Source organism: Methanocorpusculum vombati, from assembly GCF_026891935.1.
Classification (GTDB): Archaea; Halobacteriota; Methanomicrobia; order Methanomicrobiales; family Methanocorpusculaceae; genus Methanocorpusculum; species Methanocorpusculum vombati.
Genome location: NZ_JAPTGC010000001.1, coordinates 219,268 through 233,020 on the forward strand (window position 1 = coordinate 219,268; position 13,753 = coordinate 233,020).

The 13,753-nt window shown below is 55.7% G+C and carries 16 protein-coding genes; 7 read left to right on the forward strand and 9 right to left on the reverse strand.

What is annotated here, in order from left to right:
- Window positions 1-39: 39 nt before the first annotated feature.
- From O0S09_RS01130 to O0S09_RS01155, 6 genes are all read right to left on the reverse strand, one after another.
- Window positions 40-546: a hypothetical protein gene (locus O0S09_RS01130; protein ID WP_268922043.1), complete on the reverse strand. Its 507-nt coding sequence runs from the start codon at window positions 544-546 to the stop codon at window positions 40-42.
- 45 nt (window positions 547-591) lie between these two features.
- Complete coding sequence (gene purM / locus O0S09_RS01135) at window positions 592-1,587, reverse strand: phosphoribosylformylglycinamidine cyclo-ligase (protein ID WP_268922044.1); 996 nt, start codon at window positions 1,585-1,587, stop codon at window positions 592-594.
- Window positions 1,584-2,981, reverse strand: a complete 1,398-nt coding sequence (locus O0S09_RS01140; RefSeq protein WP_268922045.1) for an aspartate kinase — start codon at window positions 2,979-2,981, stop codon at window positions 1,584-1,586. Before O0S09_RS01140 ends, purM begins: the two co-directional genes overlap by 4 nt.
- Window positions 2,982-3,077: 96 nt before the next feature.
- Complete coding sequence (locus O0S09_RS01145; RefSeq protein ID WP_268922046.1) at window positions 3,078-3,263, reverse strand: hypothetical protein; 186 nt, start codon at window positions 3,261-3,263, stop codon at window positions 3,078-3,080.
- Between the two features lie 54 nt (window positions 3,264-3,317).
- On the reverse strand, window positions 3,318-3,779 hold the full coding sequence (ribC, locus tag O0S09_RS01150; protein ID WP_268922047.1) for a riboflavin synthase: 462 nt from the start codon (window positions 3,777-3,779) through the stop codon (window positions 3,318-3,320).
- Window positions 3,776-4,909 carry a pyridoxal-phosphate-dependent aminotransferase family protein gene (locus tag O0S09_RS01155; RefSeq protein ID WP_268922048.1) on the reverse strand — a complete coding sequence of 378 codons (1,134 nt, stop codon included), beginning with the start codon at window positions 4,907-4,909 and terminating at the stop codon, window positions 3,776-3,778. The genes ribC and O0S09_RS01155 overlap by 4 nt, the downstream gene beginning before the upstream one ends.
- A gap of 49 nt (window positions 4,910-4,958) precedes the next feature.
- On the opposite strand from O0S09_RS01155, the gene O0S09_RS01160 reads away from it, so the two are divergent.
- Entirely contained in the window at window positions 4,959-5,351 is a 393-nt protein-coding gene (locus tag O0S09_RS01160; protein ID WP_268922049.1) for a 5-(carboxyamino)imidazole ribonucleotide mutase, read from the forward strand.
- 66 nt (window positions 5,352-5,417) lie between these two features.
- Complete coding sequence (locus tag O0S09_RS01165; RefSeq protein ID WP_268922050.1) at window positions 5,418-5,984, forward strand: sugar O-acetyltransferase; 567 nt, start codon at window positions 5,418-5,420, stop codon at window positions 5,982-5,984.
- 86 nt (window positions 5,985-6,070) lie between these two features.
- Here the strand turns inward: O0S09_RS01165 and O0S09_RS01170 are convergent, their stop codons facing one another.
- From O0S09_RS01170 to O0S09_RS01180, 3 genes are read right to left on the reverse strand one after another with little or no spacing between them, the layout of a single operon-like run.
- Window positions 6,071-6,976: a transporter substrate-binding domain-containing protein gene (locus O0S09_RS01170; protein WP_268922051.1), complete on the reverse strand. Its 906-nt coding sequence runs from the start codon at window positions 6,974-6,976 to the stop codon at window positions 6,071-6,073.
- A gap of 53 nt (window positions 6,977-7,029) precedes the next feature.
- Entirely contained in the window at window positions 7,030-7,323 is a 294-nt protein-coding gene (locus O0S09_RS01175; protein ID WP_268922052.1) for a ferredoxin-thioredoxin reductase catalytic domain-containing protein, read from the reverse strand.
- A 48-nt stretch (window positions 7,324-7,371) separates the two neighbouring features.
- On the reverse strand, window positions 7,372-7,863 hold the full coding sequence (locus tag O0S09_RS01180) for a peptide deformylase (protein WP_268922053.1): 492 nt from the start codon (window positions 7,861-7,863) through the stop codon (window positions 7,372-7,374).
- Between the two features lie 87 nt (window positions 7,864-7,950).
- Between O0S09_RS01180 and O0S09_RS01185 the strand changes: the two genes are divergently transcribed.
- The 5 genes from O0S09_RS01185 (at window position 7,951) to tfrB (ending at window position 13,727) form a co-directional block, all read left to right on the forward strand.
- A complete protein-coding gene (locus tag O0S09_RS01185; RefSeq protein ID WP_268922054.1) occupies window positions 7,951-8,271 on the forward strand; it encodes a YunC family protein in 321 nt (106 codons plus the stop codon).
- The gene (locus O0S09_RS01190) at window positions 8,231-9,622 is read left to right on the forward strand and encodes a PEGA domain-containing protein (RefSeq protein ID WP_268922055.1); all 1,392 of its coding nucleotides are present in this window, start codon (window positions 8,231-8,233) and stop codon (window positions 9,620-9,622) included. The genes O0S09_RS01185 and O0S09_RS01190 overlap by 41 nt, the downstream gene beginning before the upstream one ends.
- Window positions 9,623-9,681: 59 nt before the next feature.
- A complete protein-coding gene (locus O0S09_RS01195) occupies window positions 9,682-10,575 on the forward strand; it encodes a PEGA domain-containing protein (RefSeq protein ID WP_268922056.1) in 894 nt (297 codons plus the stop codon).
- A gap of 75 nt (window positions 10,576-10,650) precedes the next feature.
- Window positions 10,651-12,282 carry a fumarate reductase (CoM/CoB) subunit TfrA gene (gene tfrA / locus O0S09_RS01200; RefSeq protein ID WP_268922057.1) on the forward strand — a complete coding sequence of 544 codons (1,632 nt, stop codon included), beginning with the start codon at window positions 10,651-10,653 and terminating at the stop codon, window positions 12,280-12,282.
- Window positions 12,279-13,727, forward strand: a complete 1,449-nt coding sequence (gene tfrB, locus O0S09_RS01205; RefSeq protein ID WP_268922058.1) for a fumarate reductase (CoM/CoB) subunit TfrB — start codon at window positions 12,279-12,281, stop codon at window positions 13,725-13,727. Before tfrA ends, tfrB begins: the two co-directional genes overlap by 4 nt.
- Window positions 13,728-13,753 lie beyond the last annotated feature (26 nt).

Consider the following 13,753-nt stretch of genomic DNA (forward strand, 5'->3'; position numbering starts at 1 on the left):
TGAAAAAATAGTGGACGCAAAAGATTATAGTGTTTTGGATTACACCGTGACGTCCACCGCGACCACACCGTACACATACGGTTTGTTTATGTCAAATGTCTTCACGCTTGCCGCCCGCGGCAGCATCACCGTGACGACACGCTCATTTGCCGGATAAATCCGGTCGATCTTTGTCACATACGGAATCCCGGCACTGACAACCTCTTCATAGCTTGCCGGCGACCAGCCGTTCTCAACCTGATCGGTGTTGTACACAAAGAACGTATAGCGGATGTTGTATCCGTCTTTGCGGAGATCCCGGACTGCAACTGCCTTCATCGTCAGCTCAACGTTACCTGCCTCCTCCGTGGATTTCTTTGCCGTCAGCGTGTAGGTGACACCCGGTGTGTCCGGCAGAATCTTCACCGACTCAAGCGGCGCCGGGGTCTCCGTCGGTGTTGCGGTGGGTGCGGGTGTTTCTCCGCCGCCGTCCGGATTCACGCATCCTGCGGCAAACATCAGACAGCCAAGCAGCAGAATCACTGCAAACAGATGTGAATATTTCATAGAAAACTATCAGCGGGAAAACAGATAGAAATTGTGGTAAAAAAATTAGTTGATCTCAACACCCTGCAGCAGAACCCTGTGCTCCGGAATCACATGTCCCACAACCTTTGCACCGTCAACTATTGCCAGAATCTTCGCAACGCTTGCCTCGGGCACGATGAATGCAAAGCCCATGCCCATATTGAACGTCCGGTACAGCTCGTTCGTCTCAAGCTCACCCTTCTCTTTGATCCACTGCAAAATCTCCGGAACCGGCATAGGATCATCGATGGAAAAACCGTACTCACTGATACGCAGGAAGTTTAAGAGACCGCCGCCCGTTACATGGCACATACCGTGCACCTCGACCGCCCGGCAGACGTCCAGCACCTCGGAGTAGATACGGGTAGGTGTAATCAGTGCCGACCCGACCGTCTTTCCGGACGGGAGCTTTACCGCGTAGCCGCCGTTCTCGGTTGCCACTTTGCGTGCGAGGGTGTAGCCGTTTGAGTGAACACCGGTACTTGCAACACCAATGATCACATCGCCCGGCGCAATCTTCTCGCCGGTGACCACACGGTCGCGGTCCTGCACGCCGAGACACGTTCCCGCAAGGTCAAGACCGTTGATCATACCCTTCAGCGTTGCCGTCTCGCCGCCGACGATGTTCATGTTTGCAAGCTTTGCGCCCTCATTTAACCCGACACCGATCTGAATCATCTGTTCGGTGTTGATACCTTCGGTTGCGATGTAGTCAACGAACGCCACCGGTTCGATGTTCATCACGTACATGTCGTTGACGTTCATCGCAATGCAGTCGATACCGACCGTTGTCCAGTCGCCGAGATCATCGGCGACCCGCATCTTCGTCCCGACCCCGTCGGTGCAGAGGGAGAGGACTTTGGATCCGAAATCGATCAGGCCGGCGAAGTGACCGACACCGCCGAGCATACCGTGCTCGCCGGATCGTTTGTAGCTCAGCTGGTGAATCAGTGCCTTGACGCCGTCGGCCTCAAGGTTGATGTCAACACCCGCGTCCTTGTAGGAATATTTTTTACTCATGCTTCTTCCTCTTCTTCCAGATGATACTCTTCGTGAATTGCCCGCACGGCTTTTACCCCGTCCGCCTGCTTGACCACAAAGGAAACGTTTACCTCTGACCCTTGCGAGAGCATCATCACGTTGATACCGGCAACGCCGAGACCATGGAAGATACGTCCCAGGGTTCCGCAGGTTCCTGCCATTCCCGCACCGACGATTGAGACAACCGCAACGTCGCGGTCAAAGTCAAACTCACGGATGAATCCCTTCTGTTTTACCTCGGCAAGAGCGGTGAGTGCTGCATCCAGCTGTTCCTCGGTGATGATCATGGAGATGGTCATCTCAGATGATCCCTGCGAGATCAGCATTACGTTGACACCGGCTTCCGCCAGTGTCGTGAATATCGCACCGGCAACTCCGGGCTTGCCTGCCATGATGGCGCCGCCGACTTTGATGAGGCAGCTGTTCTGTATCAATGATATTGCTTTCACAATTCTCTTGTCTGCATGCGGCTCGCGGATAACGACCGTTCCCGGATGATCCGGGTTGAAGGTGTTTTTGACGCGGACCGGGATGTTCTTCTGCATCGCAGGAACCAGTGCCCGCGGATGGATAACCTTTGCGCCGAAGTAGGACATCTCCATCATCTCAAGGAAGGAGATGGAGTTTATCACGCGTGCTTCGGGAATGAGGCGAGGGTCGGTGGTCATGACGCCGTCCACATCGGTCCAGATAAGAATCTCGTCGGCGTCGATTCCTGCACCGACGATTGCACCCGAGTAGTCGGAACCGCTGCGGCCGAGTGTGGTGACCGCACCGTCCGCCGCACAACCCATGTATCCCATGACAACCGGCACCTGTTCGGTGAGGAGTGCGCCGACCCGCGCCTGAATGCGGGCATAGCTTTCGGGAAGTGCCGTTGCGCCGTTGTGGACGCCGTCGGTCAGAATGCCTGCGTCGCATCCGCTCATGTAGCAGCTCGGGATACCGGCCTGCCGGAGTGCGGCACTGATGATCGGTGCGGACAGCCGCTCACCGAACGAGATGATGTAGTCCTTGGACCTTGGGGTGAGTTCACGGAGGTTGTGAACGGCGAGCAGGATATTGGCAAGCTTCGTGAGACGTGAGTCGAGGTACTCGCCGATCTCCTTTACATAGTCCGGTGCAACCGCCTCCAGCACCTTCATGTGGCGGCTGCGGATCGATGCGATGAACGCGTCAAGGGCGGGTTTCTGTTTGCAGTTGATGACCTCTTCGGCGGTTGCGATCAGCTGATCGGTTACGCGGGTCATGGCAGAGACCACTACGGCGATTTCGTTTCCGGCATCGCGGGATTCCTTGACGATCTTGACCACATTGGCAATGCATTTTTCATCGCCGACGGATGTTCCTCCAAACTTCATTACGAGTCGCATCGAATTTAGCACCTGTGATAATAATGTGCTATCAGGTGGGCGTTGTGAGGTGATATAAATTGTCCACGCAGGCGGAAGGGCAAATGAAAAAAAGAGTTAGTTGGTGTTCTTGCGGTACACGTTTAAGCCGATCTTAACGTCGTGTTCCGGGACAATCGGCTGGTTGCCTTCGGTCGAGGCGATGATGACGGACTTTCCTGAGGAGGAAACCCCGTACTCTTTGGTGATGTCAACTTTAATGGTCAGGATGTTTCCTTCAAGTTTCATTTCAACATTTTTCATATGAATACCTCACAGGGAAATTATATAGTCTTTTCTGCAAACCTTCAAAAAATATTACCGCCGGGCAGGCCCTGCATCAGCGAATCCCTGGCGCTGGCCGGTTCCGGCGAGCTTTGTCATATCCTGCGGACGTGTCAGCATCAGTACCGCGTTGACCGCGTGTTCGCGTGTCCGCTGTTCCAAAAGCCATGCAAGCTCTGCATCATCTTTTGCTTCGTCTTCGTGAACGAACACCTCGATGATGTGTTTGTTGGTCATCAGCTGCGCCATCATGATTCCCTGCGATGCTTCATGGGCGCAGATTTTGTCCTGATCTTTTCCGCCCGGCATTCCGAGTGCCATGACGATGTCGCATTTTTCCTCTTCGATGAGTTTTTTTGCGGCAACCGGGAGATCCTTTACTCCCGGAACGGTCACGCGGATAATGCGGGCGCTCGTGTGCTTCTTCAGTTCGTCAACGGCAAAGGCGCCCATGTTGGCGCGGGCGAACGTTGTGTCTGCAACACCGATGATCATGAGGACAAAACCTCGACTGCAGCGGCAAGACCGTCGCCCTCGAGTTTGTATCCGGCCTTTTTGAATGCCATCTGCACAGCCGCAACGGTTGCGAGAATCTCCGGTGTGTCGATGATACCCATGTTGCCGATACGGAAGATCTTTCCTTTGAAGCGGTCCTGTCCTCCGGCAAACTCAATGCCCATCTTCTTGCAGGCGCCGCGAATCTGGGAGTCTTCAATACCTGCCGGATAGAAGAAACCGGTAACAGTGTTCGATGCTTTGTGCAGCGCGTCAACCTGCGGTACGGGCGCAAGTCCCCATGCGGCGCCTGCGGCACGAACGGCGGCGGACATTTTGTGGTGGCGTGCAATGCGGTTTTCGATTCCTTCCTCTTCGATGAGTCTGCATGCCTCGCGGAGTGCGAGGAAGAGCGGCACGGCAGGCGTCGTCGGCGTCTCCATCGGGTTGCCGTCGGCGGATTTTTTTGCCTTCTTTAAGTCAAGGTAGAAGGGACGTGTCTCGGAGAGGCGATCCCATGCACGCTGTGATACGGAAACTGCGGCAAGTCCTGCTGGTGCTGCAAGACATTTCTGGGAGCCGACGATTGCAACATCCGCTCCCCACTTGTCCGCCTCGACAACGTCTCCGCCAATTGAGGTGATGGCGTCAAGGATGAAGAGTGCGTCGTACTTGCGTGCAAGTTTTCCGACCTCTTCTGCGGGGTTGAGGATTGCTGCGGAGGTTTCGTTGTGGACGAGGGTGACGACTTCCGCGCCGTTCTCCAGAGCTTCTTTGAGTCCTTCGAGGTTTAACGGGTGTCCCCATTCGGATTCAATCATCACGGACTCACCGTAGATTGCGGCAATCTGGCCGAGCCGCTCACCGAACTTTCCGTTGACCAGGGATGCAACCTTCTTGCCTTTGGCAAAGGATCCGATTGCGGCTTCCTGTCCTGCGGTTCCCGACCCGGAGAGTACAAGCATATCGTTTTTGGTGCCGAACACCGGTTTTAAGACGCGGACAATATCTGCGTAGCAGTCACCGAACTCACGGCTCCGGTGGTTGATTGCCTGTTTTGTCATCGCGTTTCTGACGGACTCCGGCATCGGAACCGGTCCCGGCATCATGAGAAGTGTTTCGTTATACATGGTATCAGGGCTGTTTGTACATATATGTGAAGAGACAATACTTATATGCATGGCAGATGTTGCAGTTATTGCCGGATCGGCATCAGATAAGGCTATTATCGATAAGGTTGTGAATACGCTCGCGCAGTATGCCCTTTCATACGATATGCAGATTCTCTCCGCCCACCGCGATGCGGAGAAGCTGGACGCCTATGTGAAGAAGAGTGATGCGAAGGTGTTCATCTGTATTGCAGGAATGTCTGCGGCGCTTCCGGGTGTGGTTGCGGCGAGAACCACAAAGCCCGTGATTGGCGTGCCGGTGTCGGGCAAACTTGCGGGCGGTCTTGATGCGCTGCTCTCTATTGCCCAGATGCCGAAGGGAGTTCCGGTTGCATGTATGGCACTGGACGGCGGCGAAAATGCTGCGCATATGGCTCACCGGATTTTGTCTCTCCTCCCCTGACTGACAACACACATCACTTTTTTCTGGAATACTTTTGTTGCAGCAGATCAAATACTGAATATACTCATGCCCTCCCCTGACATTCTTGAGCGTGACCGTTCCGGCGTTCCCGTCTCCGTTTACGAACCCGGTTATGACACCATCTCCCGGCTCATCCGTGAAGCCCAGCGTATCACCGCCGAACTCAACACCGGATACCACGAAGAAGAGGAGGTGCGATCCCTCTTCTCCCAGCTGACGGGGGCCGGGGTTGATGAAACCTTCGGCCTTCTGCCGCCGTTTCATACCGACTTCGGAAAAAATATCCGGGTGGGCAGACGGGTGTTCATCAACTTTGACTGCGTCTTCATGGACCGTGGGGGAATCACCCTCGGTGATGATGTTCTGATAGGCCCGCGGGTGAATCTGATCACCATTAACCATCTGATTGATCCAAACAACCGGCGAACCACCGTCTGCAAACCGATCACAATCGAGGACAATGTGTGGATTGGGGCAGGAGTCACCGTTCTGCCCGGCATCACTATCGGAAAAAATGCCATCATCGGGGCTGCATCTGTCGTAACAAAAGACGTCCCGCCGAACACCATCGCGGTCGGTACACCGGCAAAAGTTGTACGGACAATCGAATAACCCAGGACTATTTTCCCGAATACCTGTCCGTATCATCCGGACAGAGATAAAAAAAGAAAATCTGCCGGTCGGCAGATTATCTCATCTTATGCAGTGGTCTCTGTTGCAACAGGCGCGGTGGTGTTCACCGGCGTGGTGTTTGCGACAACCGTCCCGTTTGCCGTCGGCTCAACGGTCGGCTCTGCTGCATCCTCGACGATGTACTGTGCAATCAGCTCTTTCCACTTCTCGGATGCCATCAGGTCCTTCAGGCCTGCGTTCATCAGTTCACGGAGGTCGTTGTCGTCCTTGCGCACAGCAACCGCGTAGTACTCGCCGGTCTCAATAGCATCGAGCATCGTGAACTGCGGCTTGCCCTGGATGTAGCTCTCGATGTTTACGTCATCGAAGATAACTGCGTCAACAAGTCCCTGCTCAAGAGCAACCATCGACATCGGGAAGGAATCGAACAGCTTGATCTTGCCGTCCTTTACCAGCTGGTTGTACTTCTCCTCACCGAAGAGTCCGCCCTCGTCTTTTGCCTTCTGCATCCACTGGTCTGCAGAACAGCTGCGCTGCACACCGATAACCACAGTGGCATTGGTGAACTGATCCATCGTTACATTAGAACCGGTCTTCACGGCAATACCCTGATTGACCTGCCAGTACGGAATGGTGAAGTTTACCTTCTCTAACCGATCGGGCGTAATGGACATACCGGAGTACACCATGTCAATCTTTCCGGTCTGCAGCGCCGGAATGATTCCGTCCCATGCAACACCCTGAATCTTGACATTGAATCCCTTCTGTTCTGCGATCCACTTCACGGAGTCAACATCAAAACCAACGAACTCGCTGTTGTCACCAAGGTACGAAAACGGCGGATATTCTGCATCAATACCAACAACATAGGTTTTTTTGCCGTCTTCGGCGGGAGTGTTCACACACCCTGCCATCAGGATGGCAAAAACAAGGCAAAGCCCTGCTGCCCCATACAACACTTTTTTATCCATCCTATAGTGATGGGAGTTAATCAATATAAATTACTTGCCGCGGGAAAAAAGAATTATTTCATATAGAACCAGCAGTGGCAGTGGCCGTCCGTTTCTATATCCTTTTCCGCTTCCCGGCAGGGACAGATATAGAGCTTGTCAACGTCGGGGTTGCCGCTTGGAAGTCTGCACGGACAGTACCGCTTTCCCCGCATCAGCTTGTTGCGGGCAAGTCCCTCAATGACCGAGTCGGCGATGGGCGTGTTCGGGTTCAGTATCCAGCCTTTCAGTTTTGCAAATTTCTCCGAGTCCGCACGGATCTTCGGGACAAGTGCGGCGATCTCTTCCGGGGATGGAGGGGTGGTCATGGAATGTAGTATTTCTCTGGGAGAATATCTGTTTTTGGTTTGGGAACGTTATGTTCTGCTGCCTGCAATCCTGTCCAGATCCTTTTGGATCAGTTTTCGCACACCGGGCCGGAGATGATCAATAAAGAGCACGCCCTCATGATGATCCTTCTCATGCAGGAATGCCCGGGCGGCAATACCTTTCAGCTCGCACCGGATAACCTCCCCGCTCTCGTCCAGATACCGGACCGTAATTTTTCTCGGGCGCCGTACCGGACGCTGGATGCCGGGAATGCAGGGACTTCCCTCCATATCCTCAACCGGCGTACCTTCCGTGAGTACCTCCGGGTTTGCACCGCGGATCACAATTCCGCCTGCATTGATCACAAACAGCCGGAGCGATACACCGATCTGCGGCGCGGAAAGACCCACACAATGGTTTGCGGTCATTGTGTCCCACATGTCGGCCAGCACATCCCGCACTTCCTGTGTCATCTCCGGTACGGTCTCTGCCGGTGCTGCAAGAACCGGATCGCCGTACAGCCGTATCTCCCGAATCATGGTATAAACTGTGCCGTACAGACCCATACTTTTTTCGTATCGGGGGGCGGGCAAACTGTTTTAGGAAAGAATGCGAAATGAACTCACATGCAGATTGAGTACCTCTCCCCTGACCATGCTCTCCTGACCGGTCCCGGTGTTTTTGCCGATGCCTACTGCCTCGACCTCGGAGTTGCCCGCTTGATCTTTGCAAAATCCTCTGCCGGGTTTGTCGGCTGCGGATTTTTCGATCTTGCCGTCTTTGAAAAACTCAGCATTCCTGCGGCAAAGGTTACCGGCATCTTCACCATTGAAGATCTCCTCAAATCCCCTGTTTCCGCGGCAACCCCTGCTGCCGTACTTCGCGGGGCAAAAACCGGTGTGACCGGTGAAGAAGCGATACGCCGTCTTTGTATCTCTGACCGATGACTATTTCATCTTTGCGAACGATGATTCATTTGTTATGAACAAATTCTATCTTGTGCTGGTGCTGCTGGCCGCAGTTGCGGTGCTGGCTGCTCCTGCGGCGGCTGAGGTAACACTCGGCGGTTCCGTAGGCGGCTCCACGGCGACGATCAGTGTGACCTCATCGCCGTCCGGTGCCGAGGTCTATGACGCCGGAACGTATCAGGGCACAACCCCCTGTAACATCATCGTACATACCACGGCAACCCCGATCGATCACGATATTGTTGTTTCCAAAAACGGGTACTATGATTACCATCACTACATCGGTGATGTGTACACTGATCAGTACATCACCGTCAATGCAGTCCTGACCCCCGTGGTCCTGACCGGATACCTTGATATCTCTTCCTCACCGTCCGGTGCAAATGTCTATGTGGACGGTATCTACAAAGGAACCTCACCGCTCGTGGCCTCGGTCGATGCAGGCTCCCATTCGATCCGCATGGAAAAACCGGGCTACGACACCTGGTACGGGACCTATCGTGTTTCTTCCGGAGACACCGCGCAGGTATATGCTTCTCTCGGTCCGTCCGTTACCTACGGATACATTAATGTCCACTCAACACCGTCGGGTGCGAACGTGTACGTGGACGGCACCTACCGCGACAACACGCCGGAAGTGATCAGCGTTACCGCCGGCACCTCGCATGAAGTACAGGTCGTGTACTCCGGCTATGAGGTATATCAGCAGACGGTGACCGTCAGTACGGGCAGTACTGTTTACCTTGATGCCAACCTTGTCACCAGTTCCGACGCCTATCTGAAGATTGCGTCCTCTCCCTCGGGGGCTGCGGTGTATGTGGACGGCAACTACTGCGGCAACACCGGTTACTCTTCGGGAAGTTCAATGAACTATATGAGTATCGGTCCGCTTACGGCGGGAACACATGCGGTTATGCTGAAACTGGACGGTTACAACACCTACACCTCAACCGTGACGTTGTCTCCCAACGAGATCCGTACCATGAGTGTAACACTGACGCAGAGTGCACCGACACCGTCAGGTAATGCCGGTCTCCATATGGCGTCAACTCCTTCCGGTGCGGAGGTATATGTGGACAACGCCTTCCGCGGGTACACGCCGGTATATCTCTCCGACATCTCCGAAGGCCGGCACACGGTGCTGCTGAAACATACCGGCTACAACGACTGGACCGAGTATGTGGTCTTCACTGCCGGACAGACGGTGGAAAAGGATGTGACCATGTCTCCGGCTTCGGTTCCTCCGGCGCCGACACAGTCACCCTTCCCGGTTCTGGCTTTCGCGGGTCTTGCAGCCGCCGCGGTATTTGCCGTCCGGCGGATGTACTAACTCCTTCTTTTTTCTCCCGACCGACATCTTAACAACGTTCCGGCGCGAATTGATTTTCTATGAAGCACACAGTTCTCCCGCTGCTGTTTATCCTGATTGCCGCACTTTGCATCGTCCCGGCTGCTGCAGATGAAGCACCGGGCTATATCTCGGTGACCACCAGCCCGACCGGCGGTCAGGTGTACATCGATCACAAGTATGTAATGGACGCTCCCGGAACCGCCGAGGTCCGGCCGGGCAGTCATCTGGTCAGCATTCAGTCCTCGGAGTACTTCACCTGGTCGGACGAGGTCTTTGTCCGTTCCGGTGAGACCACGAAGGTTGATGCGGTGATGCATTTCTATAAAGGTCCGGGCTCGATCGGGATCACCTCCTCCATGCCCGAGGTTGATGTCTATATTGATGACATGTACTATGCGAGTGTCAAGTCCGGAACTGTGACCATTCCGAATCTTTCTCCGGTTGAGCATGATGTCCGTGTGGTGAAGGCCGGGTATCACGACTTTACCACGACGGTTCAGGTGCTCTCCGACAAGATTGTGGGTGTGTACTCGGATCAGACAAAGGATGATCGGCAGGCTGGTATCCGCGTCCATTCCGAACCTGCCGGTGCGGTGGTGTTTCTGGATGACGACTATGTCGGAATCACCCAGTCCGGGAAGGAGTGGCTGCAGATATCGGGAGTATATCCCGGATCGCACACGCTGAGCCTTGCAAAGGACGGGTATGTGATTTCCACGATCACCAAAGAGTACAAAGCAGGGGATGTTGCGGATGTCCGTGTCACGCTTCAGCCGGTTCCGGTTGAAACCGTCACCGTCCCGACCGAATCTCCAACCGGCACAGCTGCTGTTCCGACAGCTACTGTTCCCCCCGCGCCAACCAAAACCCCGGTTCCGGTTGCAGGTTTGTTCCTCCTCGGTGCGGCAGGTCTGCTGCTGTCTCGCCGGTAACCAAATATTTTTTCTCCCCCGACACGCGTTTTTATCTTTCCGGCAGAACCATTAGTACAGTATCAGAGGGGATCCATGGGTATCGAAAACAGAAGCGACTGTCATGTACTCGTCATCGGTTCCGGCGGTGCGGGAATCCGCGCCGCCGCAGACGCATCCGCTGCGGGTGAAACGATCATTGTGTCAAAGACCATCACCGGTAAAGGCGGCTGTACGGTCATGGCAGAAGGGGGATACAATGCCGTTCTGAAATCCGCAGACTCCGTTGCAACACACTACGAGGACACGATGAAAGGCGGGGCCTTCCTCAATGATCCCGCACTTGTCGAGGTTCTTGCCCGCGAAGCTCCCAACCGCATCCGCGATCTGTTTACGTGGGGAGCGGTGTTTGATCTCACCTGCGAAAACGAGATCGCCCAGCGGCCGTTCGGCGGTCAGCGGTTTCCTCGTACCTGCTACGCCGGTGATCATACCGGTCATGAGATGGTGATGACGCTTCTGGAAAAACTCCGGGGTTCCCCGGTTGAGATCCGGGATGAACTTACCGTCATCGATCTCCTGAAGGATGGCGATGCGGTTTCGGGTGCAATCACCTGCGATCGCGAGGGGGAACTCGGTGTCATCACTGCGGACGCGGTAGTGCTTGCAACCGGCGGTGCGGGTCAGGTGTATGATACGACGACCAACTCCACCGCAGGGACCGGTGACGGCTATGCGCTCGGATACCGTGCGGGAGCGGAACTTATTGATATGGAGCAGGTCCAGTTCCACCCGACCGGCGCGGTGTATCCCTACGATACCCGCGGCCGCCTCATCACCGAGGCTGTCCGGGGTGAGGGAGGTTTCCTCCTCAACGCCAGGGGTGAGCGGTTCATGGAAAAGTATGATCCGGCCCGTATGGAGTTGTCCACCCGCGATGTGGTTGCCCGGGCAATTGCCACCGAAGTTCTCGAAGGACGCGGCACCGAACACGGCGGCGTCTGGCTTGATGTAACCCATCTCCCGAAAGAACAGATCGAAACCCGTCTCCCGGTCATGCTTGAACAGTTTCTCAAGTTTGGTACCGATATCAGAACCTGTCCGATGGAGGTTGCGCCGACCGCCCATCACTTTATGGGCGGTCTGCGGATCACGCCGGAGGCGCACACCACACTGCCGCATCTCTTCGCCGCAGGCGAAGTGACCGGCGGTGTACATGGTGCAAACCGTCTCGGCGGTAACGCCCTTGCCGATACACAGGTGTTCGGTTGTCGTGCGGGGCGTGCTGCCGCCGCAGTGCAGCCTTCCGCGAAACGTGCTGCTGATGCGGATCAGATCGCATCAGCCGAGGAACGGATCGCGCAACTGTACGAAGGACAGGCGACGTCTGCGGAGGTTCGCCGGTCGATGAAACGGATCATGTGGAACAATGTCGGCATCTACCGCAACGAACTTGATCTGAAGGTTGCCGAACGCGACATTGCAAAACTCAGGGCGACGCCTCTTTGTATTTCCTCGCCGCGTGAGATCAGTGACGCGGTCATCACGGAAAATATGCTGCTCGTTGCGTCTCTTGTGATCGACGGCGCACTGCTCCGCCGCGAGTCACGCGGGGCACACACGCGGACCGATATCAAAACATCGTGGACGAATGAGACCTCGCCGTTTGGTCACACGTTCTTCTCAAAGGCGAAGTCCGGCATTGAGATTCTGGAGGGACGGCTGTGAAGGTACATATCTCGCGGTTTGATCCAAACACGGATGCTGTGCCGCACACGGAGACGTATGATGTCCGCGTTGAGGACGGGGCAAGGATTCTCAATGTTTTGGACGCGGTGCGGGACGAGGTCGATCCGACACTCGGCTACCGCCACTGCTGCCGTGCCGGCCAGTGCGGCTCCTGTGCCGTCCGGATCAACGGAGAACCGGGACTCGCCTGCATGGAAGAGGCACACGAAAACGACCTCATCGAACCGCTCGAACTGCCCCGCATCCGGGACCTCATCACCGACATAGCGCCCGTGATGGCACAGCTCGCCTGGCTGAATCCCGGAGTGGCCGGGGGCGATGCCCCCGTCTGCGGCTGTGAGGTGACGCACGAAACAATTGAGGAGATCAAACCCCTGCGCGAATGTATCGAATGCTACAGCTGCATCTCATCCTGCCCCGCGTTTGCAGCTTCCGAGTATGCGGGTCCGACTGTCATGCGGCAGGAACAGCGGCTGAACCTTGATCCGCGGGATTGTGGTGACCGCATCGAAGAGGCGATCGCAAAAGGACTGTTTGCCTGCACAACCTGCCACAAATGTGTGGAGGTCTGCCCGAAGGGAATCGAGACTCCAAGAAAAGCGGTGGAAAAACTCCGGGCCGAGGCTGCGAAACGGGGTCTGTCTCTTCCGGCGCACCGGGCGCTTGCCCGGCTGGTTGAAGAGACGGGACGGTCGGTCGAGCGGAAGGAGACGCCGTTCCTCGAACGCGTGCCGAATGTCATCGAACCCGAAGGCGAAGTCCGTGCCACGGTCGGGTTCTTCGTCGGCTGCATGTTCAACGGCAGAGTGATTCAGCCGGCACTGGATGCGATGGAGGTGCTTCGCAAAAACGGTATCCGCGTGGTCATCCCCAAAGATCAGGTCTGCTGCGGGTCGCCGCTGATCCGCACCGGTCTTTCCGGTTTTGTACCGGAGTTAATGCAGCGCAACATTGCGGCATTCGTGAAAGCCGGGGTTGACACCGTGCTCACCATGTGTGCCGGATGCGGCTCGACTCTCAAAAACGACTACGACACCCCGTTCCGGGTCGCCGACATCACCGAGTACCTCTGCGAGATCGGATTTGTCCCGCCAGAGAAAGTTGCCGGAACCTACACCTATCACGACCCCTGCCACCTGCTTCGCGGCCAGGGCATCAGCGAACAGCCGAGGGAACTCCTGCGAAGCGTTGCAGAGACCTTCGTCGACCTGCCGGCACGCTGCTGCGGTGCGGGAGGCGGCGTGAAGTCCGGTCATCCCGAGGAAGCCGCCGCCATCGGAGCCGTTCGTGCCGAGATGGTCAAAAAGACAGGAGCCGACTTTATTGTGACCGTCTGCCCGTTCTGTGAGTTCCACCTGCATCAGGTAACGGGACTCCCGGTGAAAAATATTGCAACGCTGCTGCTCGAAGGATACCGGAGATAAGCGGCTTTATCATCTCTTACCCACCA

Bases quoted from the DNA above. Each gene is read 5' to 3' on its own strand.
- O0S09_RS01130 (WP_268922043.1), bottom strand. From the start codon at position 546: ATGAAATATTCACATCTGTTTGCAGTGATTCTGCTGCTTGGCTGTCTG.
- purM (WP_268922044.1), bottom strand. From the start codon at position 1,587: ATGAGTAAAAAATATTCCTACAAGGACGCGGGTGTTGACATCAACCTT.
- O0S09_RS01140 (WP_268922045.1), bottom strand. From the start codon at position 2,981: ATGCGACTCGTAATGAAGTTTGGAGGAACATCCGTCGGCGATGAAAAA.
- O0S09_RS01145 (WP_268922046.1), bottom strand. From the start codon at position 3,263: ATGAAAAATGTTGAAATGAAACTTGAAGGAAACATCCTGACCATTAAA.
- ribC (WP_268922047.1), bottom strand. From the start codon at position 3,779: ATGATCATCGGTGTTGCAGACACAACGTTCGCCCGCGCCAACATGGGC.
- O0S09_RS01155 (WP_268922048.1), bottom strand. From the start codon at position 4,909: ATGTATAACGAAACACTTCTCATGATGCCGGGACCGGTTCCGATGCCG.
- O0S09_RS01160 (WP_268922049.1), top strand. From the start codon at position 4,959: ATGGCAGATGTTGCAGTTATTGCCGGATCGGCATCAGATAAGGCTATT.
- O0S09_RS01165 (WP_268922050.1), top strand. From the start codon at position 5,418: ATGCCCTCCCCTGACATTCTTGAGCGTGACCGTTCCGGCGTTCCCGTC.
- O0S09_RS01170 (WP_268922051.1), bottom strand. From the start codon at position 6,976: ATGGATAAAAAAGTGTTGTATGGGGCAGCAGGGCTTTGCCTTGTTTTT.
- O0S09_RS01175 (WP_268922052.1), bottom strand. From the start codon at position 7,323: ATGACCACCCCTCCATCCCCGGAAGAGATCGCCGCACTTGTCCCGAAG.
- O0S09_RS01180 (WP_268922053.1), bottom strand. From the start codon at position 7,863: ATGATTCGGGAGATACGGCTGTACGGCGATCCGGTTCTTGCAGCACCG.
- O0S09_RS01185 (WP_268922054.1), top strand. From the start codon at position 7,951: ATGCAGATTGAGTACCTCTCCCCTGACCATGCTCTCCTGACCGGTCCC.
- O0S09_RS01195 (WP_268922056.1), top strand. From the start codon at position 9,682: ATGAAGCACACAGTTCTCCCGCTGCTGTTTATCCTGATTGCCGCACTT.
- tfrA (WP_268922057.1), top strand. From the start codon at position 10,651: ATGGGTATCGAAAACAGAAGCGACTGTCATGTACTCGTCATCGGTTCC.